The sequence below is a fragment of the Acidimicrobiales bacterium genome (assembly GCA_016716005.1).
Lineage (GTDB): Bacteria > Actinomycetota > Acidimicrobiia > Acidimicrobiales > JADJXE01 > JADJXE01.
The window spans coordinates 2,426,782-2,447,889 of record JADJXE010000001.1 but is presented as its reverse complement, the minus strand read 5'-3'; the positions used below and the strand labels follow the sequence as shown (position 1 = coordinate 2,447,889).

General features: G+C 74.4%; 21 protein-coding genes and 2 pseudogenes. 2 read left to right on the top strand and 21 right to left on the bottom strand.

The genetic code is table 11. The annotated features are described in order from the left end of the window. Positions 1-21 precede the first annotated feature (21 nt). The 5 genes from IPM45_12110 to IPM45_12090 all read right to left on the bottom strand — a co-directional run bounded on the left by IPM45_12110 (position 22) and on the right by IPM45_12090 (position 6,879). Positions 22-675, bottom strand: a complete 654-nt coding sequence (locus tag IPM45_12110; GenBank protein MBK9180281.1) for a dienelactone hydrolase family protein — start codon at positions 673-675, stop codon at positions 22-24. Next, a complete protein-coding gene (gene disA / locus IPM45_12105) occupies positions 675-1,859 on the bottom strand; it encodes a DNA integrity scanning protein DisA (protein ID MBK9180280.1) in 1,185 nt (394 codons plus the stop codon). The genes IPM45_12110 and disA overlap by 1 nt, the downstream gene beginning before the upstream one ends. Next, positions 1,801-3,249, bottom strand: coding sequence for a DNA repair protein RadA (radA, locus tag IPM45_12100; protein MBK9180279.1), 1,449 nt, complete (start codon positions 3,247-3,249; stop codon positions 1,801-1,803). Before radA ends, disA begins: the two co-directional genes overlap by 59 nt. A 132-nt stretch (positions 3,250-3,381) precedes the next feature. Beyond that, positions 3,382-4,248, bottom strand: a complete 867-nt coding sequence (locus IPM45_12095) for a hypothetical protein (protein ID MBK9180278.1) — start codon at positions 4,246-4,248, stop codon at positions 3,382-3,384. A 114-nt stretch (positions 4,249-4,362) separates the two neighbouring features. After that, the gene (locus IPM45_12090) at positions 4,363-6,879 is read right to left on the bottom strand and encodes an ATP-dependent Clp protease ATP-binding subunit (GenBank protein ID MBK9180277.1); all 2,517 of its coding nucleotides are present in this window, start codon (positions 6,877-6,879) and stop codon (positions 4,363-4,365) included. A gap of 134 nt (positions 6,880-7,013) precedes the next feature. Between IPM45_12090 and IPM45_12085 the strand changes: the two genes are divergently transcribed. Continuing rightward, complete coding sequence (locus tag IPM45_12085) at positions 7,014-8,009, top strand: polyprenyl synthetase family protein (protein ID MBK9180276.1); 996 nt, start codon at positions 7,014-7,016, stop codon at positions 8,007-8,009. A 25-nt stretch (positions 8,010-8,034) separates the two neighbouring features. Here the strand turns inward: IPM45_12085 and IPM45_12080 are convergent, their stop codons facing one another. The 11 genes from IPM45_12080 to nadC all read right to left on the bottom strand — a co-directional run bounded on the left by IPM45_12080 (position 8,035) and on the right by nadC (position 16,286). Continuing rightward, positions 8,035-8,892 carry an alpha/beta fold hydrolase gene (locus tag IPM45_12080; protein MBK9180275.1) on the bottom strand — a complete coding sequence of 286 codons (858 nt, stop codon included), beginning with the start codon at positions 8,890-8,892 and terminating at the stop codon, positions 8,035-8,037. A gap of 36 nt (positions 8,893-8,928) precedes the next feature. Then, on the bottom strand, positions 8,929-9,645 hold the full coding sequence (locus tag IPM45_12075) for a hypothetical protein (protein ID MBK9180274.1): 717 nt from the start codon (positions 9,643-9,645) through the stop codon (positions 8,929-8,931). After that, positions 9,642-10,646, bottom strand: coding sequence for an NAD-dependent epimerase/dehydratase family protein (locus IPM45_12070; protein MBK9180273.1), 1,005 nt, complete (start codon positions 10,644-10,646; stop codon positions 9,642-9,644). The genes IPM45_12075 and IPM45_12070 overlap by 4 nt, the downstream gene beginning before the upstream one ends. 287 nt (positions 10,647-10,933) lie before the next feature. Beyond that, positions 10,934-11,722: a type III pantothenate kinase gene (locus tag IPM45_12065; GenBank protein ID MBK9180272.1), complete on the bottom strand. Its 789-nt coding sequence runs from the start codon at positions 11,720-11,722 to the stop codon at positions 10,934-10,936. Positions 11,723-11,744: 22 nt separating this feature from the next. Continuing rightward, positions 11,745-12,152, bottom strand: coding sequence for a hypothetical protein (locus tag IPM45_12060; GenBank protein ID MBK9180271.1), 408 nt, complete (start codon positions 12,150-12,152; stop codon positions 11,745-11,747). 29 nt (positions 12,153-12,181) lie between these two features. After that, positions 12,182-12,760 carry a copper chaperone PCu(A)C gene (locus tag IPM45_12055; GenBank protein ID MBK9180270.1) on the bottom strand — a complete coding sequence of 193 codons (579 nt, stop codon included), beginning with the start codon at positions 12,758-12,760 and terminating at the stop codon, positions 12,182-12,184. A 12-nt stretch (positions 12,761-12,772) separates the two neighbouring features. Then, positions 12,773-13,426 carry an SCO family protein gene (locus IPM45_12050; protein ID MBK9180269.1) on the bottom strand — a complete coding sequence of 218 codons (654 nt, stop codon included), beginning with the start codon at positions 13,424-13,426 and terminating at the stop codon, positions 12,773-12,775. Further along, positions 13,423-13,932 carry a copper chaperone PCu(A)C gene (locus IPM45_12045; protein MBK9180268.1) on the bottom strand — a complete coding sequence of 170 codons (510 nt, stop codon included), beginning with the start codon at positions 13,930-13,932 and terminating at the stop codon, positions 13,423-13,425. Before IPM45_12045 ends, IPM45_12050 begins: the two co-directional genes overlap by 4 nt. A 47-nt stretch (positions 13,933-13,979) precedes the next feature. Then, on the bottom strand, positions 13,980-14,519 hold the full coding sequence (locus tag IPM45_12040; protein MBK9180267.1) for a sigma-70 family RNA polymerase sigma factor: 540 nt from the start codon (positions 14,517-14,519) through the stop codon (positions 13,980-13,982). 51 nt (positions 14,520-14,570) lie between these two features. Further along, positions 14,571-15,365 (bottom strand): copper chaperone PCu(A)C, encoded by a 795-nt coding sequence (locus tag IPM45_12035; GenBank protein MBK9180266.1) that lies wholly within the window; start codon positions 15,363-15,365, stop codon positions 14,571-14,573. 69 nt (positions 15,366-15,434) lie between these two features. Continuing rightward, positions 15,435-16,286, bottom strand: coding sequence for a carboxylating nicotinate-nucleotide diphosphorylase (gene nadC / locus IPM45_12030; GenBank protein ID MBK9180265.1), 852 nt, complete (start codon positions 16,284-16,286; stop codon positions 15,435-15,437). Positions 16,287-16,330: 44 nt separating this feature from the next. Here nadC and IPM45_12025 point away from each other — a divergent pair. Continuing rightward, positions 16,331-16,432 (top strand): annotated as a pseudogene (locus tag IPM45_12025) (DUF2510 domain-containing protein). On the opposite strand, the pseudogene IPM45_12020 reads toward IPM45_12025, so the two are convergent. The 5 genes and pseudogenes from IPM45_12020 to folB all read right to left on the bottom strand — a co-directional run bounded on the left by IPM45_12020 (position 16,387) and on the right by folB (position 21,105). Next, a pseudogene (locus tag IPM45_12020) lies at positions 16,387-18,684 on the bottom strand (FAD-binding protein). The pseudogenes IPM45_12025 and IPM45_12020 sit on opposite strands and share 46 nt — an antisense overlap. Beyond that, positions 18,681-19,526 (bottom strand): pantoate--beta-alanine ligase, encoded by an 846-nt coding sequence (locus tag IPM45_12015; GenBank protein ID MBK9180264.1) that lies wholly within the window; start codon positions 19,524-19,526, stop codon positions 18,681-18,683. Before IPM45_12015 ends, IPM45_12020 begins: the two are co-directional and overlap by 4 nt. Then, positions 19,523-20,284 (bottom strand): DUF2520 domain-containing protein, encoded by a 762-nt coding sequence (locus tag IPM45_12010; protein MBK9180263.1) that lies wholly within the window; start codon positions 20,282-20,284, stop codon positions 19,523-19,525. The genes IPM45_12015 and IPM45_12010 overlap by 4 nt, the downstream gene beginning before the upstream one ends. 3 nt (positions 20,285-20,287) lie before the next feature. Continuing rightward, entirely contained in the window at positions 20,288-20,749 is a 462-nt protein-coding gene (gene folK / locus IPM45_12005; protein MBK9180262.1) for a 2-amino-4-hydroxy-6-hydroxymethyldihydropteridine diphosphokinase, read from the bottom strand. Continuing rightward, entirely contained in the window at positions 20,746-21,105 is a 360-nt protein-coding gene (gene folB, locus IPM45_12000; protein ID MBK9180261.1) for a dihydroneopterin aldolase, read from the bottom strand. Before folB ends, folK begins: the two co-directional genes overlap by 4 nt. Between the last annotated feature and the right edge of the window lie 3 nt (positions 21,106-21,108).

The following is a 21,108-nucleotide window of genomic DNA, read 5'->3' as shown; positions in this document are numbered from 1 at the left end:
CGCGGACCGGGCCGCACCGAGTCACGACGCGAGGAACGCGACGGCGCGGGACCAGGCGTCGGCGGCGTCGTCCGGCCGGTGGGCCGGCCTGGCCGGATCGTGGACGAACCCGTGCTCGGCGTCGGCGTACCGCACCACCGTGGCCCCGGCCCGCTCGAGCTCGGCCACGTCCTCGGGCGGGGTCCACGGGTCGGCCTCGCCGACGAGAGCGAGCACCGGCGACGCGCCGTGGTGCGAGACGCACGAGAGGGGCTCCTCGTGGCCGATGCCGCGCCACGCCACCGGCACGCGGATCATCCCGTAGAAGGCCACGACCCGGTGGAAGAAGCCGAGACGGGATGCCTTGAGGGCGTACATGCCGCCCATGCAGAAGCCGACCAGCCCGACGGTGCTGCACCCCGTGGCGTCGGCCGCCTCGACCAGGTCGCGGAGCTTGTCGTCGTCGGAGAACCGGCTGATCAGCTCGAAGCGGTCGTCGATGCCCAGGTCTTCGGCGCCGGGGAAGGGCTCGGGCGCGCACACCGCCCATCCGTGCTCGGTGGCCAGCCGGGCGCAGTGCTGGTCGAAGAGGGGCCGCAGCCCCATGATGTCGGGAGCCACCACCAGGCCCCGATCGGGTGTCCCCGCGGGGAGGGCCAGCTCGGCGGGGGTGCCGGAGGGGAGGGTGACGCGCATCAGCTGTACCGGTCGAGGATGCTCGCCTCGGCGAGACGGGACAGGCCCTCCTTGATCGCCCGGGCGCGGGTGTCGCCCACGCCCTCGACGTCGTCGAGGTCGTCGATCGTCGCTCGCATGATCTTCTGCAGGTTGCCGAACCGCCGCACGATGTGGTCGAGGATCGACTCCGGCAGTCGGGGGATCTTGGCGAGCAGCCGGTAGCCGCGAGGCTGGAGGGGCGCATCGAGGTCGGCGTTGACGCCGCGGAGGCCGAGCACCCCGGCCAGCTGGCGGGTGTCGAGCAGATCCTCGGTGGAGCGCCCGGTGAGGTCGGCCAGGGCCTCGTCGGCGGTGCGGCGCTCGATCACCAGGTAGTCCTTGATGACCTGCCTCCGATCGTCGTCGACCCCGCGCAGGAGCTCCTCGAGCTGCAGCCGCACCAGTCGCCCGTCGACGCCCAGCTCGACGATGTAGCTCTCGATCTCGTCGGAGATGCGCCGCACCATCTCGGCCCGCTGCAGCCAGTCGCACACGTCGCGGACGGTGACGAGGTCTTCGACCTCGAGCGCCGTCAGCGACCCTGCGACCGAGTCGAGCCGGTTCTTGTAGCGCTCGAGGGTCTGGAGGGCCTGGTTCGCTCGGTCGAGCAGTCGTGGGATGGGCTCGAGCGGGTGCTTCTGGTCGCCGATGTACACCGCGATCACCGACATGTCCTCGGACACCGAGATCACCGGCACGTCGATCGAGCGGGCCACCCGCTCGGCGGTGCGGTGGCGGGTACCGGTCTCCGAGGTCGGCACGTTGGGGTTCGGGACCAGGTGCACGTTGGCCCGGGCGATGCGGCTGGCGTCGGCCGCCAGGATGATGGCGCCGTCCATCTTGGCCAGCTCCGACAGGCGCTGCGGGCTGAACGCGGCGTCGAGCAGGAAGCCGCCCGAGCAGATGTTGAGCACGTCGGGGCCGTCGCCGACGACGATCAGCGCGCCCATGTTCGCCTGGAGGATGCGATCGAGGCCCTCGCGCAACGGGGTGCCGGGCGCCACCACCGCCAGTGCCTCGAGGAGGCGAGGCCGCCTGGTGACCACGACGGCATCGTAGTTCGTGAACGGGGGCCGGCGACGGGCGCACGCTCGCCGCCGGTGCTCACGCCGCCGACCGCGGCAGGGCCCACCCCGGCGTGGCGGCCCGGCCCTCGCCGCCATCGGTTGGCGGCCAGCCGTCGTGCGCGACACCGTCGACCAACGGCCCCAGCAGCCCGCACAGCCGGACGGCGCCGGCCAGGTCGTCGGCCCGCATCACCTCGAGGCCCGACGAGCCGGTCACGGCCGTGCCGGGCACGATCGCCCAGCGGAAGCCGAGCCGGGCCGCCTCCGTCAGCCGGCGGGGGGTGTGCACCACCTGCCGGAGCTCGCCGCCCAGCCCGACCTCGCCGCAGGCCACCACGTCGTGGGGAACCGGCCGGCCGAGGGCCGACGACGCCAGGGCCAGGGCCAGGCCCAGGTCGGTGGCCGGCTCGACGAGGCGCACCCCGCCCACCGCCGAGGCGAACACGTCGGCGGTCGCGAACGACAGCCCGACCCGGCGTTCGAGAACGGCCAGGAGCAAGGCCAGGCGGCCCCCGTCGACCCCCTGGGCCGAGCGGCGAGGGGTGCCGAGCGCCGACGGCGCCACCAGCGCCTGCACCTCGACGAGCAGGGGCCGGCTGCCGTCGATGGTGGGCACGACCACCGACCCGGGGACCCCCGCCTGCCGGTCGGCGAGGAACAGCCCGCTGGCGTCGGGCACGGCCCGCAGCCCCTCGTCGGCCATCTCGAACACGCCGAGGGCGCCGGTGGGGCCGAAGCGGTGCTTCACCGCCCGGATCAGCCGGAGCGCGTGGTGCCGATCGCCCTCGAAGGACAGCACGGTGTCGACCACGTGCTCCAGCACGCGAGGGCCCGCCAGCGCGCCGTCCTTGGTGACGTGCCCGACCATCACCACCGCCAGGCCGCGGGCCTTGGCCTCGGCAACGAGCCGCGCCGCACAGGCCGTGACCTGGCCGACCGAGCCGGCGGCGGAGGCGACCTCGGGATCGGCGAGGGTCTGCACGGAGTCGACCACCACCAGCGCGGGTTGCAGCTCGTCGACGTGGGCGAGGAGCCGCGGGACGCTGCCCTCGGCTGCGACCCAGAGGCAGGGGTGGAGCGCGCCGAGGCGCTCCGCCCTCCGCCGCACCTGCCCTGCGGACTCCTCACCGGACGCGACCAGCACCGGCTCACGCCGCGCGGCCACCGACCCTGCCACCTGCAGCAGCAGCGTGGACTTGCCGATGCCGGGCTCGCCGCCGAGCAGTGTGACCGACCCGGGCACGAGCCCCCCGCCCAGCACCCGGTCGAGCTCGGCGATCCCCGTGGCCCTGGCCACGGACCCACCCTCGTCGAGCTCGGTGACGGGCATGGCGGCCTCACCGCTGGCGACGGTCGGACCGCCCAGCACCGTGTCGGGCCCCTCGACCAGGGCACCCCAGGCGCCGCACCCGCTGCACCGGCCTGCCCACTTCGGCGTCGCGGTCCCGCACGCACCGCACCGGTAGGTCGTCCGCACTCGTGCCATGCGTCGACCCTACGGAGAGGGTGTGTCATCGACCCCGGGGAATGCCCTGCCGAGTCTGCGGCGACCGTTCTCCGGCAGGTTCACCACCGCAGAGGTGGTGAACCTGCCGGAGAAGGGATCGGCGGCCCGAGCTCACCCCGCCTCGGGCGGCGGCTCCTCGGGCGGCGGCTCCTCGGGCGGCGGCTCCTCGGGCGGCGGCTCCTCGGGCGACGCGGCCTCGGCGCGGCGGGCTCGACGCCGGGCGTGACGGCCCTTGGGCCGCAGGGCCCGCACCAGTCGCACCAGCAGCACGACGAGCAACGCCAGGACCGCCGCGGCGGCCACGCCGGTCCAGACGACGGTGGCCCGCCGCCACTCCTGGGCGGAGGCCTCGAGCGTGGTGGCGCCGCCGGACCCGAGCACGGGCGTCCAGGTGGCCGTGCCACCCTCGAGGTCCGGGGTGGTGGCCGACACCTCACCGGGCAGGCTCACCCGCACCGTGAGGCCCAGCACGTCGTCGAGGGAGCGGCCCGCCATGGCCTCCTCGAGCGGGGGCGCACCGAGGGCGGCCACCAGCTCGGCGTCGGTGAAGGCGTCGACGGCGCCGTCGACGCCCACGTCGGCCCGCAGCTCCCAGCGGGTCCGAGCCCAGGGGTGCTCGACGGTGAGCGACACGTCACGCAGCGGCCCCGCCGGCCCGTTGAGCTCGCCGAGCACCGCCGGGAGCTCGGCAGCCGAGGCGAACGGCTTGCTGAGCAACACCACCGCGCCCCCGTCGGGCAGCGCCGCCGGGCCCTCGACCACCCAGCCGGCCGCCTGCAGATCGTCGAACCGCAGCTGGTCGAGGAGCCCGGGCGCGCCGTCGAGGATCTCCTGGTCGGCAGCCACCGCCACCGTCGCCGTCCCGCTGCCGTCCTCGGCCACGTCGAGGTCGACCTGCACGTCGACCCGGCACGCGGCCAGGGCCACGACCAGGGCCAGCAGGCCGGCCACGCGGGCGAGCAGAGGTCGGAGCGGCACGGCTCCCGAGTCTGCCGCCTGCAGCGCGGCGACGGCGGCACCCCCGGGCGCGACGGAGGGGCGCACCAGGCGCCCCTCCGTCGAGCGGTTCGACCGGGTCACCACCCGGCCGGGTCAGTCGCTCGGACCGGCCTCGGCCAGCTCCATGGGCGGCGGCTCGAAGCCGGCCACCGCCCGGAAGGCGATGTTACGTTCACCCGTCTCGGGATCGGCCACGACGTCGACCACCACGATCTCGCCGGCGTGGAACTCCTTGTGGAGGATCCGCTCCGACAGCGCGTCCTCGACCAGCCGCTGGATGGCTCGACGCAGGGGACGAGCGCCGAGGGTGGGGTCGTAGCCCCTGTCGGCGAGGAACAGCTTCGACTCCGGCGTGAGCTCGAGGCCCAGGCCCTGGCTCTCCAGCTGCATGCGGACCCGCTTGATCATCAGGTCGACGATCTGGGTGACCTCGGCCTTGGTGAGCTCGTGGAAGACGATCGTCTCGTCGATGCGGTTCAGGAACTCCGGCCTGAAGTGCTGCTTCAGGGCGTCGTTGACCTTCTCCTTCATCCGCTCGTAGGTGATGGCCTCGTCGACCTTGGTGAAGCCGACGTTCGCCTTGCGCAGATCCTGCGTGCCCAGGTTCGAGGTCATGATGAGCACGCAGTTGCGGAAGTCGACGCTGCGGCCCTGGCTGTCGGTGAGCCGCCCCTCCTCCAGGATCTGCAGGAGGGTGTTGAACACGTCGGGGTGGGCCTTCTCGATCTCGTCGAACAGCACCACCGAGAAGGGCTTGCGCCGCACGGCCTCGGTGAGCTGGCCGCCCTCTTCGTAGCCCACGTAGCCGGGGGGCGAGCCGACCAGCCGGCTGACCGTGTGCTTCTCCATGTACTCGGACATGTCGAGCTGGATCAGGGCGTCCTCGTCGCCGAACAGGAACTCGGCGAGGGTCTTGGCCAGCTCGGTCTTCCCCACGCCCGACGGGCCCAGGAAGATGAACGACCCCGACGGGCGCTTCGGGTCCTTGAGCCCGGCGCGCGTGCGGCGGATGGCCTGGCTGACGGCCCGGATCGAGTCCTCCTGGCCGATGACCCGCTTGTGGAGCTCGTCCTCCATGCGGAGGAGCTTCTGGGTCTCCTCCTCGGTCAGCTTGTACACCGGGATGCCGGTCCAGATCGACAGCACCTCGGCGATCGACTCCTCGTCGACCTCGTCGAACAGGTCGACGCCGGATGCCTTGATCTCGCGCTCCTTGGCCGCCCTGGCCTCGAGGAACGTCTTCTCCTGGTCGCGGAGGCGCCCGGCCTCCTCGAAGCGCTGGGCCTCGACCGCGTCCTTCTTGAGCTGCTGGACGCGGGCGATCTCGTTCTCGAGCTCCTTGTACTCGGCCGGCGTCTCCATGCGCTTGATGCGCAGGCGCGAGCCGGCCTCGTCGATGAGGTCGATGGCCTTGTCGGGGAGGTGGCGGTCGGAGATGTAGCGGTCGGCCAGGTTGGCCGCGGCCACCAGCGCCTGATCGGTGATCGTCACCCGGTGGTGCGACTCGTAGCGGTCGCGCAGGCCCTTCAGGATCTCGATGGTGTGCGCCACCGAGGGCTCCTCGACCTTGATCGGCTGGAAGCGCCGCTCGAGGGCGGCGTCCTTCTCGAGGTGCTTGCGGTACTCGTCGAGCGTGGTGGCACCGATGGTCTGCAGCTCGCCCCGGGCCAGCATGGGCTTGAGGATCGAGGCGGCGTCGATGGCGCCCTCGGCCGCGCCCGCCCCCACCAGGGTGTGGAGCTCGTCGATGAACAGGATGATGTCGCCGCGGGTGCGGATCTCCTTGAGCACCTTCTTGAGGCGCTCCTCGAAGTCGCCCCGGTAGCGGCTGCCGGCGACCAGGGCGCCGAGGTCGAGGGTGTACAGCTGCTTGCCGTGGAGCGTCTCGGGGACGTCGTTGGCGACGATCTTCTGGGCCAGGCCCTCGACGATGGCGGTCTTGCCCACGCCCGGCTCGCCGATCAGCACCGGGTTGTTCTTGGTGCGGCGGCTGAGCACCTGCATGACCCGCTCGATCTCACGCTCGCGGCCGATGACGGGGTCGAGCTTCTTCTCGCGGGCCAGCTGGGTGAGGTTGCGCCCGAACTGGTCGAGCACGAGCGACCCGGAGGGGGCCGACTCGCCGCTGCCGCCCGCGGTGGCGCCGGCCGGCTCCTTGCCGGTGCCGGGACCCTGGTAGCCGGAGAGGAGCTGGATCACCTGCTGGCGCACCCGCGACAGGTCGGCACCCAACTTGACGAGGACCTGGGCGGCGACGCCCTCGCCCTCGCGGATGAGTCCGAGCAGGATGTGCTCGGTGCCGATGTAGTTGTGGCCGAGCTGCAGGGCCTCGCGCAGGGACAGCTCGAGCACCTTCTTGGCGCGCGGGGTGAACGGGATGTGCCCGCTCGGCGACGACCCGCCCTGGCCGATGATCTCCTCGACCTGCTGGCGGACGGCCTCCAGTGAGATGCCGAGCGACTCGAGCGCCTTGGCGGCGACCCCTTCGCCCTCGTGGATCAGCCCGAGCAGGATGTGCTCGGTGCCGATGTAGTTGTGGTTGAGGAGCCGAGCTTCCTCTTGGGCCAGGACGACCACCCGGCGGGCCCGGTCTGTGAACCGTTCGAACACGCCACCGCCTCCCGTGCGGGATGAGTGCTTGGCAGTGTACCCGTGGGTCCCCCGGTAGCACGCTGCGGGCCTGGTGACGTGCGACCCCCGCAAGCGGTTTCGTGTAGCCACGGTGCGCGCCTAGCCTGCACGCCGTGGTTTCTCCGAACCCTCTGCTCGCCATGCCCGGGATGGGCCATGACATGGAGCGGGTGGAGAAGGCCCTGCGGGAGTCGGTGCGGGCCGACGACGAGTTCCTGACGGAGGTCGCGAGCCACCTGATCAAGGCAGGCGGCAAGCGCCTCCGCCCGGCCTTCGCCATCGCGGCCGCGGCCAGTCGGCCGGGCAGCCAGACCACCGACGACGTGATCATGGGCGGCGTCGCCGTCGAGCTCGTCCACCTCGGCTCGCTCTACCACGACGACGTGATGGACGAGGCCGAGATGCGGCGCACCGTCGAGAGCGTGAACGCCCGGTGGGGCAACCTCCGGGCCATCCTCGCCGGTGACTTCCTGCTGGCACGCGCCTCGGAGATCGCCGCCGGCCTGGGCACCGAGGTGGCCGGGCTCCTCGCCAGCACCATCGGCCGCCTGTGCGAGGGCCAGGTCCGCGAGCTCCAGTCGGCCTTCCAGGTCGACCGCTCCGAGACCGCCTACCTGACGTCGATCGAGGGCAAGACCGCGTCGCTGTTCTCGTCGGCCTGCCGCATCGGCGCGATCGTCGGCGGCCTCCCCCGGGCCGACGTCGACACCCTCACCGAGTTCGGCCGGCTCTTCGGCATGGCCTTCCAGGTCGTCGACGACATCCTCGACGTGGTGGCGACCGACGAGCAGCTGGGCAAGCCGGCCGGCCACGACCTGGTCGAGGGCGTCTACACCCTGCCGGTGATCCGGGCCCTCGCCACCGACGACGGCGAGCTCCGAGGCCTCCTCGGCCATCCCCTCGGCCCGGGCGAGATGGAGCGGGCCCGGGCCCTCGTCCGGGCGAACGGCGCGGTGGCCGGCTCGGTTCGCACCGCCCGCGACTTCGCCGAGCAGGCCGTGGCCACGCTGGCCCCGCTGGGCGACGGCACCGCCACCGGCTCCCTGGCCGCGGCGACGCTCCACCTGGTCGACCATCTCCCCGTGGCCGACCCGGCCACGACCCGCTGACCCGCTGACCCGCTGACCCGGCCGCTCAGGCCGTGCGGGGCTGGGTCGCCTCGCCGCCGGCGGTGGCGCCGGCCGCCCGACCCAGGAAGTCGAGGAGAGCGCGGTTGAACGAGCCGGCATGCTCGAGCATGAAGCCGTGGGCCGCGCCGCTGATCACGACCAGCTCGGCACCGGGCACGAGCTCGGCGATCTCCTCCGAGTCGCCCTGGGGCGTGAGGATGTCCTGGCTGCCCACCAGCACCAGGGTGGGCACGCGCACCTCGTGGAGCTCGGCCCGCACCGAGTCGTCCATGTCGAGGATCGCCCGCACCTGCGACACGAAGGCGTGCGACGGGCAGTTCAGCGCCAGTGGGCCCACGACCGGGCCCACCAACGGGATCGCCGGCAGGAACCGCCGGAAGGAGCGGGGGCCGACCAGCCAGCGCATGGCCCGAGGCATGAACGCGTTCATGCCCTGCTCCTGGGCGACCCGGGCCCACTCGGCCAGCAGCTCGCGCCGCCAGGGGTGGTGGTGGCACGCGGTGCAGGCCAGGACCAGCGAGCGGACCCGCTCGGGGTGGCGGACGGCGATGATCTGGCTGATCACCCCGCCCATCGAGGCGCCCATGACGTGCGCCGACTCGTAGCCCGCGGCGTCGAGCACGGCCAGGGCGTCGTCCGCCATCTGCTCGAGGTCGTACCGACCGGTGGGCTTGTCCGACCGGCCCACCCCCCGGTTGTCGAGCGCGATCGTGCGGTAGCGGGGCGCGAGGGCCAGGCGCTGCAGGATCCAGCCCTTCTTGTCGGCGCCGAGGCCCTGGATCATCAGCACCGGTTCGCCGTTGGGCCGGCCGACGACCTCGTAGTGGAGGCGAACGCCGTCAGCAGCCCGGGTGAACGCCACGTGGCCGACTGTAGCCGCGCGCCCGACCGGCCCCGCCTAGCCGAACGGCCAGCGCGGCGGGAAGGCCTCGTCGAGCAGAACCTGCACCTCCGTGCGGGCGGCGTCGGCCAGCTCGGCCACCGCGAGGGGGCTGCGGCCCGGCGGACGCGGCACCTCGTCGCCGACGATGACCGTCCAGCGCCGCCCCAGCTCCCGACCGACGGCCGCCACCGGGAACACCGCGGCACCCTGGGCGAGCACGGGCGCCATGCTCCCCGGGGGGAGGAAGCCGGCCCGGCGCCGGCTTCGCATGCTTCGATCGAGGGCGACCACCACCGCGCTGCCGGCCCGGAGGAGGCCGCTCAGCTCGTCGCTGCGGCCGAGGGCCCCGCCCAGGCGCCGCAGGACCGGCCCCACCGGCGCCACGTCGGGCACGCCGAGGAACCGCACGATCCGGCCGGTCTCGCGGCGAACGGCCTGGGCCACCACGAACGGTTCCGACACCCCGACGTGGCGGTTCACCACCAGCACCACCGGCCCGTCCGACGGGATGGCGTCTGCGCCCTCGACCCGGAGGTCCCACCGGATGCCGACGAGCGGGTCGACCATGGCCAGCAGGTCGGCGTCGAGGCCCCACTCGTCGACGGTGTGGGTGCCGTTGAGGCGGCGGCGCAGCAGGTCGACCGGAGCCCGCGCCCCGACGGCGTCGACCACGTCGGCGATGCCGTGCAACGGCGTGACCCCCGCCGGGCCGGTCGTGTCGGGGGCGCTCACGCCGCCACCGAGTCGACCGGTCGGAGATAGGTGACCGACGCCCACTGGTACAGCTCCTTCACGACCTCGGGGGTGGAGTAGGCGGGGCTGACGCCGAGCACGTCGTCGGCCAGAGCGCCGTCGGCGGTGCGACCCCGGTGCAACAGCTCGAGCACGTGCTCGGGAACCGGGGCCCCGATCAGCTCGGCGGTGGGCCGGGCGAGCCACCAGCCCGGGCCGAGCAGCGGCAGGGGCACGCGCCCGCCGAGCCGGGCCGCCTGCGAGGCCGTGACGGCCCCGGGACCCACCACGTTGACCGGGCCGTCGTAGGCGCGGTTGAGCGCACCGAGGATGACGCGGGCGGCGTCCTCCTGGTGCAGGAGCGAGAAGGGCGGGTCGGCCAGCGCGCTCATGGGCACCACCGGGAGCCGCAGGTAGCGCCCCAGCGGGCTCGGGAAGTGCGGCCCCACCAGCGGGGCGAAGCGCAGCAGGGTGACGGGGACCTCGGCCGCGGCACCGGCGGCCAGCGCCAGCCCCTCGGCGTGGAGCAGGGAGTGGCCGAAGGGTGACGTTGGATCGGGGAGCACGGTCTCGTCGGGCCGGGTGGCCGCCCCCCGGCGCCGCCCGTAGATCTCGATGCCCGAGCGGGCCACGATGGCCTGCAGCGACGGGCACTCGGCCGCGGCGCCGAGCACCGCGATGGAGCCGGCGACGGTCCGCTCGAAGGCGCTGCGGGGCGAGGATCGGGCGTTGGGCTCGTACACGCCGAGGTGCACGACGGCCGTGGGCTCGAAGGCCCGCACCACCGCGACGGTGCGGTGGCGGTCACGTGGGTCGATGCGGTGGAACTCGGCCCGGCGCAGCCGGCGGCGGGGTGGCTCGACGTCGAGGCCCGCCACCGCCTCGACCGAGGGGAGCTCCTCGAGCAGCTGGGCCACGCGGGTGCCGAGCTCGCCACCCATCCCCGTGATGAGAAGCCGCACCGACACCTCCCCCAGCGCGGCGCACCGTTGCGCCGCCACCGATCCCTCGATGCTACGCCTTCGCCCCGCCCGCTGCCGACACGGCGTCGGGCCGGTGGGACCAACGGCCCTGGCCATGGGCGTCTGGTACTCGGTGGCCGCTGGGCGTGGCTCTCGATCGGCCTCAGCCCACCCTGGCGTGGGTCGTCGCCGTGGCGGTGCTCCAGGTCGGCCGGGCGCTCGGGGTCGGGTGACGGCGCGCGGCACGGCGTGATGTCACGGCCGCCGTCGCGGCCCGGCGTCGCGTCTGACGGGTACGGCCCTGACGGGTCCGGTCGCCGGACCTCTCAGGGCCGCTCGTTGCGCTCGAAGACGAGGCGCAGCCCGTGCAGCGTGAGCCAGGGCTCGTGGTGCTGGATGCTCTTCGACAGGGGTGCGATGAGGCCGGCGAGACCGCCGGTGGCCACCACCGTGCACGTGCCCAGCTCCCGTTCGAAGCGGGCGCACAGACCGTCGACCTGGGCCGCGAAGCCGTACACGGCTCCGGCCTGGATCGACTCGACGGTGCTCTTGCCGATCACGTTCCGGGGCTCCACCAGCTCCACCCGCCGCAAGGCCGCCGCCCGACCGAACAGCGCGTCGAGGCTGATCTCGATGCCCGGCACGATGGCACCACCCAGGTACTCGCCCTTCGTCGAGATCGCGTCGAACGTGGTCGCGGTGCCGAAGTCGACGACGATGGTCGGCCCGCCGTAGAGGTCGAAGGCGCCCACCGCGTTGGCGATCCGGTCGGCGCCGACCTCCTTGGGGTTGTCGTACAGGATCGGCATCCCCGTGCGGACGCCCGGCTCGACGACCAGCGCCGAGAACCCGAGGTACCGGTCGGCCATCTCCCGCAGGGCGGCCGTCACCCTCGGCACCACCGACGACACCGCCATGCCCTTGACGTCCTCGTCGAACGCGTAGTCGTGGAAGGCCAGGAACTCCTGGATGAGGAGCGCGTACTCGTCGGAGGTCCGCTCGGCGTTGGTGGCGATGCGCCAGTGGTCGAGCAGCTCACGTGCGCTCGTCGCCGGGCGGTGGTCGTAGAGGCCCACCACGGTCTGGGTGTTGCCCACGTCGATCACGAGCAGCATGGTGCCGACGGTACCCGCCGGCTCACGCCACCACGATCTCGATGTGGTTGCGAGGGTCGATCGAGCACACCCCGGCGAAGGTGCCCGCCCTGGTGAACAGCATGCGGAACTCCCGCCCGGGTCCCACCGCATAGGGGCCGATGGTGTGGACGCGATCGTCCTGGTTCCGCAGCACCAACGCCCCGCCCACGGGCACGAGGATGCGCCGGGGCACGATGTCGACCTGCTCGCCCGCGTCGACGCGGGCACCGGTGCCCGCGGGGATCACGACGACCACGTCGTCGGGCGCCGGGCCCCCGCCGCCGCCGGGGCCTGCGACCCCGAAGGCGACGGCGACCCCTCCGGCCAGCAGCAGCCCGGCCAGGGCCACGAGCACCACGACGAGCGTGCGCCGGGTGGGGCTCTCGGACGGCTCGGCGGCGGCGGTCACCCGTCCATGGTGCCACCGCCGCCGAGGGATCAGCTCTCGCGCACCTCGACCGAGACGGTCTGCTCGCCGCCGGTCTCGAAGGTGAGCGTGACGTCGAACGTCTCGCCCACCTCGAGCGGCGACGCCAGGTCGAGGAGCATCACGTGGTAGCCGCCGGGCTCGAGGGCCACCGGCTCGCCGGCGGGGAGCGCGATCGACTCGACCGGCCGCATGGTCATCTCGCCCATGCCGGCCATGGTGGTGTCGGTGCCCTCCATGCCACCGGCCATGGTGGTGTCGGTGCCCTCCATGCCGGCCATGGTGGTGTCGGTGCCCTCCATGCCGGCCATGGTCGTGTCGGTACCCTCCTCGACGGGCACGGTCTCGTGCAGCTCGACCGTGCCGGCGACGTCGGCCGGCACGCTGGCCCTCACCAGCGCGTCGTCCGACTCGCTCTCGATCACCATGTACACGGCGCCGGCGTCGGCCATGGCGGGCGAGTTCCGGGCCCACGCGTCGGTGACGCTGATGCCGTCGGCACCGGACGCGTCGTCGTCATCGCCACCGCAGGCGGCGAGCGCCCCCGTCAGGGCGACGAGGAGCAGCAGGGCGGTCAGGGTCTTTCTCATGGATGGGCCTCCTCAGGGCGTGGTCGAGCTCGACCGCTCGTCGAGGCGGTCGAGAAGGGTTCGCAGGTCGTCGGCCATGCCGTCGGCCTCGAGGCCGAACGGCCAGAAGGCGAGCACCTGGCCCTGGTCGTCGACGAGGGCGGTGCTGGCCGTGTGCGACACCTCGTAGCCCTCGCCGTCGGGATCGGGCGTGATCGACGAGCTGGCGAGGAACGCGGCCTCGACCGACTCGAGCTCGGCCGTGTCGGTCGTCCGAAGGGCGTGGTGGCGCTCGAAGAACGAGCCGATGTAGCCGTTGAGCACCTCGGGGGTGTCCCGCTCGGGGTCCACCGTCACCATGGCCACGCTGACGCGTCCCGCTTCCTCGGGTGACAGCTCCTCGAGCGCCGACCGCAGGTCGGCCATCGTCTTGGGGCAGACGTCGGGGCAGCTGGTGTACCCGAAGTACACGGCGAGCAGCTCGCCCTCCGGTGCCCGGAACGCGAACGCGGTCTCGGTCCCGTCCGGTGCCACCTCGGGGAGCGAGCGGTCGCCGACCAGCATGGGCTCGGCCGGCTCCGCCCCGTTCAGCTGCGCCCCGCCGTCACCGTCGCCCCCGCAGCCGGCCAGACCGGCCAGCAGCGCGGCGGCCAGGACCACGACGGCGACCGAGCGAACCCGGCTCATCCGCCGTCGCCCCCGTCCGAGAGCCCGTCCCCGGCGGGCACGCCGGCGACGACGGCGGCCTCGACGGCGATCGGGCCCGACCGCTCGAAGCGCAGCGTGATCGGAACCTGCTGCCCGGCCCGCAGGGGGCGAGGCAGCTCCTCCAGCATCAGGTGGGCGACACCCGGCTCCAGCACCAGCACCCCGCCCGCAGGCACGTCCAGGCCGTCGACCTCCTGCATCCAGAGCAGCCCACCCTCCTCGACCGTCTCGTGCAGGGTCACCCGGTCGGCCGCCGGCGTTGCGGCCCCCACCAGACGGTCGGGGCCGCCGCGGTTCTCGACGGTGACGTACGCGGCGGCCATCTCGCCGCCCTCCGTCAGCTGGGCCGAGGTCACCTCGAGTGCGGGCGCACGGTGATCGCCACCTCGCCCGGCGAGGAGCACGACCACGGCGGTGGCGGCCACCGCGGCCGCCAGGCCGGCAGCTGCGACACGCGGGCGCGCGCCGACAGACGAGAGCGTCACGGTGGTGGTAGTCGCCCGGCCGGGCCCCGCGGTTCCCGGCCCCGGGATCAGGGTTCGGTGCCCGTCCGGCCCCGGGGCTCGCCCAGGTGGTCGAGCAGGTCCGAGCGGGCGCGGCTCACCCGCGACCGGATCGTGCCCACCGGCACGTCGGCCACCTCGGCCGCCTCCGCGTACGACAGGCCGAGCACCTGGGTGAGGACGAAGGCCTCGCGCCGCTCCCACGCCAGCGCGGCCATGCCCTCGTCGAGCTCCACCGCCGTCCCGGCGTCGGGCACGGCCTCGTCCGGGCGACCCTGGCGCAGCCGGCCGTCCAGGCGGCGGCGGCGCTGGAGTCGGCGGATCTCGTCGGCGCAGGTCCGCCTGGCGATCACGAGCAGCCAGGTCCGGGCCGACGCCTCGGCCCGGAAGCGCGGCAGCGAGCGGATGGCGCGCTCGTAGGCCTCTTGGACCACGTCGTCGGCGCCCGCCCGGCCGACCAGGTGGACGCACAGGCGCCACACGTCGGCCTGCGATCGGCGCACCAGATCGCCGAGGGCATCACGATCGCCGTCGCGGGCCCGCACCGCGGCCCTCGTCAGATCGTCCATCGACCCGTCAGCACGCCCCAGCCTCTCATGCCCCGGGGGGCACGCCGCCACTCAGCCGACACCGGTCTCCCTCGCCAGCTGGGCCACGTCGAGCACCTCGACCGTCACCGCCACCTCGCCCGCCCGGGCGAAGGTGATCACGACGGTGAACGTGTCCCCTGGCTCCAGGGGCCGCCGGAGGCCCTCGAGCATCACGTGCGCACCGCCGGGGCTCAGCACCAGCGCGCCGTCGCCGGGCACGTCGAGGTCGGGCGCGTGCTCCATCGTCACGACGCCGTCGGCGGCGTGCATCTCGTGGATGCTGACGTGCTCGGCCACCTGGCTGCTCGCACCCGTGACGCGATCGCCGCCTCCCCAGTTCGCGACGTGCACGTAGACGGCCGAGACCCCTCCCGCCGGGGCCGCCGAGGCACGGGCGTCGACCACCCGGATCTGGGGCGGTGGGAGCGCGCCCCCGGACCGCACGGCCACCGCGGCACCGGCCGACCCCACGAGCACCGCACCCGTCACGACCGCGGCCACCGCCCGACGCCGGCCCCGCCGGCGCTGGCGTGCCGGTGCGGATGCCGGCAGGGCGACTCGGGCCAGGATGGCGTCGCTCAGGTCGGGAACGGGGTCCGCCGGCCGCAGCCGCATCCGCTGGTGCTGGCGGGCGAGCAGCCGGCGGTGCTCGGCACAGTCCCTGCAGGCCGCGACATGCCGGTCGAGCTGGCCCAGCTCGCCCCGGCCGAGCTCGCGGTCGAGCTCGGCCGACATCGCCTCCCGGGCGGACGCGCACTGCACGACGGAGTTGTCGCTCGACGGCGCCGCCGAGTTCCCGGCCGATCCGGGTTCTCCGTCCCGCATGGCCCGCTCGGCAGGACGATCGGGACCCAGAACCCGTGATCGACGGCCCGAAGACGGTCGGGACCAGCCTCAGCCTCCGAGGTCGAGCCCGATGTCGAACGCCGGCGCTGACTGGGTGAGCTGGCTGGTGGAGATGAGGTCGGCGCCGGCGGCGGCGTAGTCGGCCACCGTGTCGAGGGTGATACCGCCGGACACCTCCACCGGGATCCGACCGGCGACGAGGGCGGTGCAGGCGGCCACCTGCTCCGGTGTCATGTTGTCGAGCAGCACCATCCCCGCGCCGGCGTCGAGGGCCTCCCACACCTGCTCGATCCGGTCGCACTCCACCTCGACGGTGCGGCCCGGCCACCGGTCCCTGGCCCGCTGCACCGCCGCCGTGATCGACAGGCCCGCGAGATGGTTGTCCTTCACCAGCAGGAACTCCGAGAGGTTCCCCCGGTGGTTCACGCCCCCGCCGGCGCGCACGGCCGCCTTCTCGACGGCTCGCAACCCGGGCAGGGTCTTGCGGGTGTCCCAGATGCGGGCACGGCCGCCGCCGGCCGCGGCGGCCTCGACGAACCGGTGCGTCAGCGTCGCGACTCCCGACAGGTGGCACAGGAAGTTGAGCGCCGACCGCTCGCCGGTCAGGATCGACCGCAGCGGGCCCTCGACGACACCGATCGGCTCCCGGCCCCCGATCGGCTCACCGTCCCCCACCAGCCACGTGACGACCACGGCGGGGTCGAGCTGGGCAAAGACCTCGGTGGCGCAACGGGTGCCGGCCAGCACGCCGGTGTCGCGTGGCACGAACGTGGCTCGCCCCGGCAGGACGGCGGGCAGCAGCGACGCAGTGAGGTCGCCGAGGGGGCCGAGATCCTCGGCCAGGGCGGCCGCCACGACGCGCCGGACCTCGTGGACCGGGGGATGCAGGTCGTCTCGCATGGCCCCAGCCTGCCGCGTGCGGACGGCGGTGGGAGCATGGGGGGGTGAGCACGACCCCTCCCGGCTGGCACCCCGACCCCACCGGCCGCCATCAGCAGCGCTACTGGAACGGCTGGACGTGGACCGACGACGTGGCCGACGCCGGCCGCGTCGGCGTCGATCCCCTCGCCCCGACCGGCCCCCAGGCCCCCCAGCAGGCGGGCGGGCAGCAGCAAGCGGGCTGGCAGCAGCAGACGGCGTGGCAGCAGCAGGCGGGTTGGCAGCAACCAACCGGTTGGCAGCAGCAGGCGGGTTGGCAGCAGCAGGCCGCGGGGGCCTCGTCGAGCCCGACGGCCCGCACCGCCGGCGCCGCCCTCGCTCTGGTGGGCGGCGCCCTGCTCGCCGGCGGCACCCTGCTCCCCTGGATCAGCGGCGCGGGCGAGAGCGTCAACGGGCTCGACGGCGACCTCGACCGCGGCGTCCTCGACGTCCCCGGCTGGCTCGTGCTGGTGCTCGGCCTGGCCGTGCTGGCGTTGGCCGGCACGGTCCTGGCCACGGCCCGCAGCTCGTCGCCACAGGCCGCCGCGGCGTGGGGGTGGGGCGTGGTCGCGGCCGGTGCGCTGGGGCTGCTCGCCGCCGGGAAGGACCTCCTCGACGTGCTCGACGCCATCGACCAGGTGGGCGGCCTCGTCGACCTGTCGCCCGGCATCGGGCTGATGGCCGCCGTGCTCGGCGGCGTGCTGGCCCTCGCCGGTGGGGTGCTGGCCGCGGTGGCCCGGCCCTCGCCCTAGGAGGCGCCGGCCCCGACGCCCTCCAGCACGAGGCGCAGCCGCAGCTCGTCGCGCCGGCCGGGGAAGTCGGACCGGGTGTGGGTGCCCCGGCTCTCCTCGCGGGCCGCGGCCGCCGCCAACAGGCCACGCGCCACGTCGAGGAGGTTGCGCACCTCCCACGTCGCCGGATGATCGTCGGCGGGGTCGAGCGACACCGCCAGGGCCTCCGCCTCGGCCAGCGTCGAGCGGAGCGAGTCGGCCGAGCGGAGCACGCCCGCGCCCACCGTCATCGCCCGCTGGAGCCGCTCGCGCGCCGCGTTCGGCGCCTCGGGCACCCCGAGGGCGGCGTCGGCGGCCGGCTCGCCCACGCCCGCACCGAGGTCGACGGTCCGGCGCCGCCCGCCGATGGCCCCGTCGCCCCGCTCGGCCAGCGGACCGAGCACGGCTCGCATGGCGCCCGTGGCGTCGGGTTCCTCCTTGCCCCGCTCGATGGCCTCCACGACGCGCGGCGCGAACACCATGCCTTCCAGCAGCGAGTTGGAGGCCAGCCGGTTGGCGCCGTGCACCCCGACGCAGGCCGCCTCGCCCGCAGCCCAGAGCCCGGGGAGCGCCGAGGCCCCGTCGAGGTCGGTCACGATGCCCCCGCACAGGTAGTGGGCGGCCGGCGCGATCGGGAGCCAGTCCTTGGCCGGGTCGAGCCCGGCCGAGCGCAGCTCGGCGGCGATGGTGGGGAACCGCTCGTCGAAGCGCTCCAGGCCCGTGGCGTCGAGCCAGAGGTGGTCGACCCCCTGTGCGAGCATGCGAGCCGTCTCGGCCCGGCTCACCTCGTCTCGGGGCAGCAGCTCGTCGACGAAGCGCTCGCCGTGGGCATCGCGGAGGAGCGCGCCGTGTCCGCGCAGGGCCTCGGAGAGCAGCGGCCGCGGCATCCGCTTGTGGTGCAGCGCGGTCGGGTGGAACTGCACGAACTCGATGTCGGCCACGGCCACGCCGGCCCGCAGGGCCATGGCGACGCCGTCGCCGGTCGACTCGACCGGGTTGGTGGTGACCGCGAAGAGCTGCCCGGCGCCGCCCGTGGCCACCAGCACGTGCGAGGCCCGCACGGTGGTCCGCCGTCCTCGCTCGTCGAGCGACAGCACACCCCGGCAACGACCGTCCTCGACGAGAAGCTCGACGGCGAACCACCGCTCGAGCACGGCGGCCGCAGTGCGGTGCACGGCGTCGGCCAGGGCCCGTTCGATCTCGAGGCCGGTGGCCGCTCCGCCCGCGTGCACCACACGGGCCTGCGAGTGACCGCCCTCCCGGGCCAGCTGGAGCCGCCCGTGGGCGTCGCGGTCGAAGGCGGCGCCCAGGGCGATCAGCTCGTTCACCCGGCCCGGACCCTCGTCGACCATCACCCGCACCGCGTCGACGTCGCAGAGCCCCGCCCCGGCACGCAGGGTGTCGGCGAGGTGCAGGTCGGTGGAGTCGGGATCGCCGGCGAGCACGGCGGCCACCCCGCCCTGGGCCCAGCGGGTGGTGGCCTGCTGCACCTCGCCCTTGGTGAGCACCCCGACCCGCAGCCCGAAGTCGTCGGCGGCACGCACCGCAGCCGACAGGCCCGCGACCCCGCTGCCCAGCACCAGCAGGTCGAGCTCCTGCACCTGGTTCACGCCGTCACCCCCAGGTTGTCGATCAGGCGCGTCGAGCCGATGCGGGCGGCCGCCAGCAGGCGCAGCTCGCCGGCCAGCGGCCCGACCCCCTGCAGGGTGTCGGCCCGCACGACCTCGGCGTAGTCGAGCTCGGCCAACGGTTCGGCACCGATCAGGTCGGCCATGATCTCGCGCACCAGGGCCGGGTCGCGCTGGCCCCCCTCGACCGCCGCCCGACCGGCCAGCAGGGCGCGGTGCAGCACGGTCGCGGCGGCCCGCTCGGCCGGCCCGAGATACGCGTTGCGACTCGAGAGCGCCAACCCGTCGGGCTCGCGCACCGTGGCGCACCCCACCACCTGCACGGGCAGGCTCAGGTCGCGCACCATGGTCCGGATCACCGCGAGCTGCTGGTAGTCCTTCTCGCCGAAGTACGCCCGGCACGGCCCGACCAGGCCGAACAGCTTGGCCACCACCGTGGCGACGCCCGCGAAGTGGGTCGGTCGGGTGCGTCCCTCCAGCGGCTCCGACACCCCGGAGACGGTGACGGTGGTGTGCATCGGCTCGGGGTACATCTCCTCGGCGTGCGGCACGAACAGCACGTCGACCCCGGCGGCCTCGGCCACCGCGCGGTCGTGCTCGGGCGTCCTCGGGTAGGCGGCCAGATCCTCGGTGGGGCCGAACTGCAGCGGGTTCACGAAGATCGACGCCACCACCACGTCGCACTCGCCCGACGCCCGGCGCATCAGCGACGCGTGCCCGTCGTGGAGGGCGCCCATGGTGGGCACGAAGCCGATCGAGCCGCCGGTCGACCTCGCCCCGTCGAGGGTCGCCCGCAGCTCGCCCACGGCCGTCACGATCCTCACGGCCGGGCCCCCCCGGCATGCGCCCCGGCGCCCTCGGCCACCAGCCGCCGGGCCAGCCCCGCCATGGCCTCGTAGGCCTCGCGCTCGTCCGGGTCGAGGGCTTCGAGGTGGCGGGCCACCGTCGCCAGGTCGCCTCGGGCCACGGGGCCGGTGAGGGCCGCGTGCGGGCCGAGGAGGGCGACGTTGTCGACCGTGGCCCGCACCAGGTCGAGGTACGCGTCGAGGGGCACCCCGGCCGCAGCCGCGACCCGCGCCACCTGACCGAGCAGCGCCACCAGGTGGTTCGAGGCGATGCACGCCGCCGCGTGGTAGGCGACCCGCCTGTCGTCGGGCACCGCCAACGCCCGGCCACCGAGCGCGGCCACGACCTCGGCGGCCATCGGGTCGCCGGCCACCGCGAACCACGCTCCCGACGCCAGCCGGAGGGCCCCGACCTCGGCGTCGGGCAGCGCGACCAGCGGGTGCACGCTGGCCCGGCGGGGGTGCGGCGCCAGCACGTCGAGCCCGAGGGCCCCCGACAGGTGCGCGACCACGGTGCGGGGCTCCGGGCGGACGGCCGAGGCCACGGTGCCGACGCCGCCGTCCGGGGTGGCCAGCACCAGGAGGTCGACGCCCACGGCGGCGTCGACCAGTGGGTCGGAGCGCCCCAGCAGCCCGGCGACCTGCCAGCCGGCCCGCCCGAGGGCCGCCGCCAGCGCGCCACCCGCGCGGCCCGGACCGATCACGCGCACAGACCGCGTGGCGGGCGCGTCAGCCATCGCTCAGAGGGTACCCACTCGCTCGACCCGCCCTTCCAGGCGGTCGAGGAGGCCGGGTGGCACCAGGTCGGGGGCCACGTCGGCCAGCGGCTCCAGCACGAACCGCCGCTCGAACAGCCGGGGGTGGGGCACCTGCAGGTCGGGCTCGTCGACCTCGACGCCGTCGATCCACAGCACGTCCACGTCGAGCGTGCGCGGTCCCCAGCGCACCGTGCGCACCCGGCCGGCGTCGGCCTCGAGCCGCTGGGCCAGCTCCAGGAGCTCCCGGGCGGTCCGCTCGCTGTCGAGGGCCACCACCGCGTTCAGGTAGGACCCCTGCGCGCCCGGACCACCGACGGGCTCCGTCTCGAACACGCCCGACACGGCCACGACGCGATCGGCCCGGCGCAGACCGGACACGGCACCCCGGAGGTGGGCCAGCCGGTCGCCGAGGTTCGACCCCAGCGCGACCAGCACCCGCGTCATCGCTGCCGGGTGATCCGCACGGCCGACGACGCCAGGTCGCAGGGCACCGGCGGCCGGAGCTTGCGGACGACCACGGTGACGCCGACGACCCGCTCGTCGCGCAGCACCTCGTCGGCGATGCGCTGGGCGACCCGCTCCAGGAGCCGGTGGCGCTCGCCGGCCACGACCCGCTCCGCCAGCTCGACCAGGGCGCCGTAGTCGACGGTGTCGTCGAGATCGTCGCTGCGGCCGGCCACCCCGAGGTCGGCGGCCACGTCGAGGTCGATCTCGAACGGCTGGGCCCGCACCTGCTCCTCGGGCAGCGCCCCGTGGATGCCGACCACGCGCAGCCCGCGCAGCTCGATGAGGTCGGCCATCCC

Excerpts from the sequence above, each read along its gene's own strand:
- IPM45_12055 (MBK9180270.1), bottom strand. The coding sequence starts at position 12,760 with ATGAGAAAGACCCTGACCGCCCTGCTGCTCCTCGTCGCCCTGACGGGG.
- disA (MBK9180280.1), bottom strand. The coding sequence starts at position 1,859 with ATGGCGGCGAGGGCCGGGCCGCCACGCCGGGGTGGGCCCTGCCGCGGT.
- IPM45_12010 (MBK9180263.1), bottom strand. The coding sequence starts at position 20,284 with ATGGCTGACGCGCCCGCCACGCGGTCTGTGCGCGTGATCGGTCCGGGC.
- IPM45_12040 (MBK9180267.1), bottom strand. The coding sequence starts at position 14,519 with ATGGACGATCTGACGAGGGCCGCGGTGCGGGCCCGCGACGGCGATCGT.
- IPM45_12050 (MBK9180269.1), bottom strand. The coding sequence starts at position 13,426 with ATGAGCCGGGTTCGCTCGGTCGCCGTCGTGGTCCTGGCCGCCGCGCTG.
- IPM45_12110 (MBK9180281.1), bottom strand. The coding sequence starts at position 675 with ATGCGCGTCACCCTCCCCTCCGGCACCCCCGCCGAGCTGGCCCTCCCC.
- folK (MBK9180262.1), bottom strand. The coding sequence starts at position 20,749 with ATGACGCGGGTGCTGGTCGCGCTGGGGTCGAACCTCGGCGACCGGCTG.
- folB (MBK9180261.1), bottom strand. The coding sequence starts at position 21,105 with ATGGCCGACCTCATCGAGCTGCGCGGGCTGCGCGTGGTCGGCATCCAC.
- nadC (MBK9180265.1), bottom strand. The coding sequence starts at position 16,286 with ATGCGAGACGACCTGCATCCCCCGGTCCACGAGGTCCGGCGCGTCGTG.
- IPM45_12065 (MBK9180272.1), bottom strand. The coding sequence starts at position 11,722 with ATGCTGCTCGTGATCGACGTGGGCAACACCCAGACCGTGGTGGGCCTC.
- radA (MBK9180279.1), bottom strand. The coding sequence starts at position 3,249 with ATGGCACGAGTGCGGACGACCTACCGGTGCGGTGCGTGCGGGACCGCG.
- IPM45_12035 (MBK9180266.1), bottom strand. The coding sequence starts at position 15,365 with ATGCGGGACGGAGAACCCGGATCGGCCGGGAACTCGGCGGCGCCGTCG.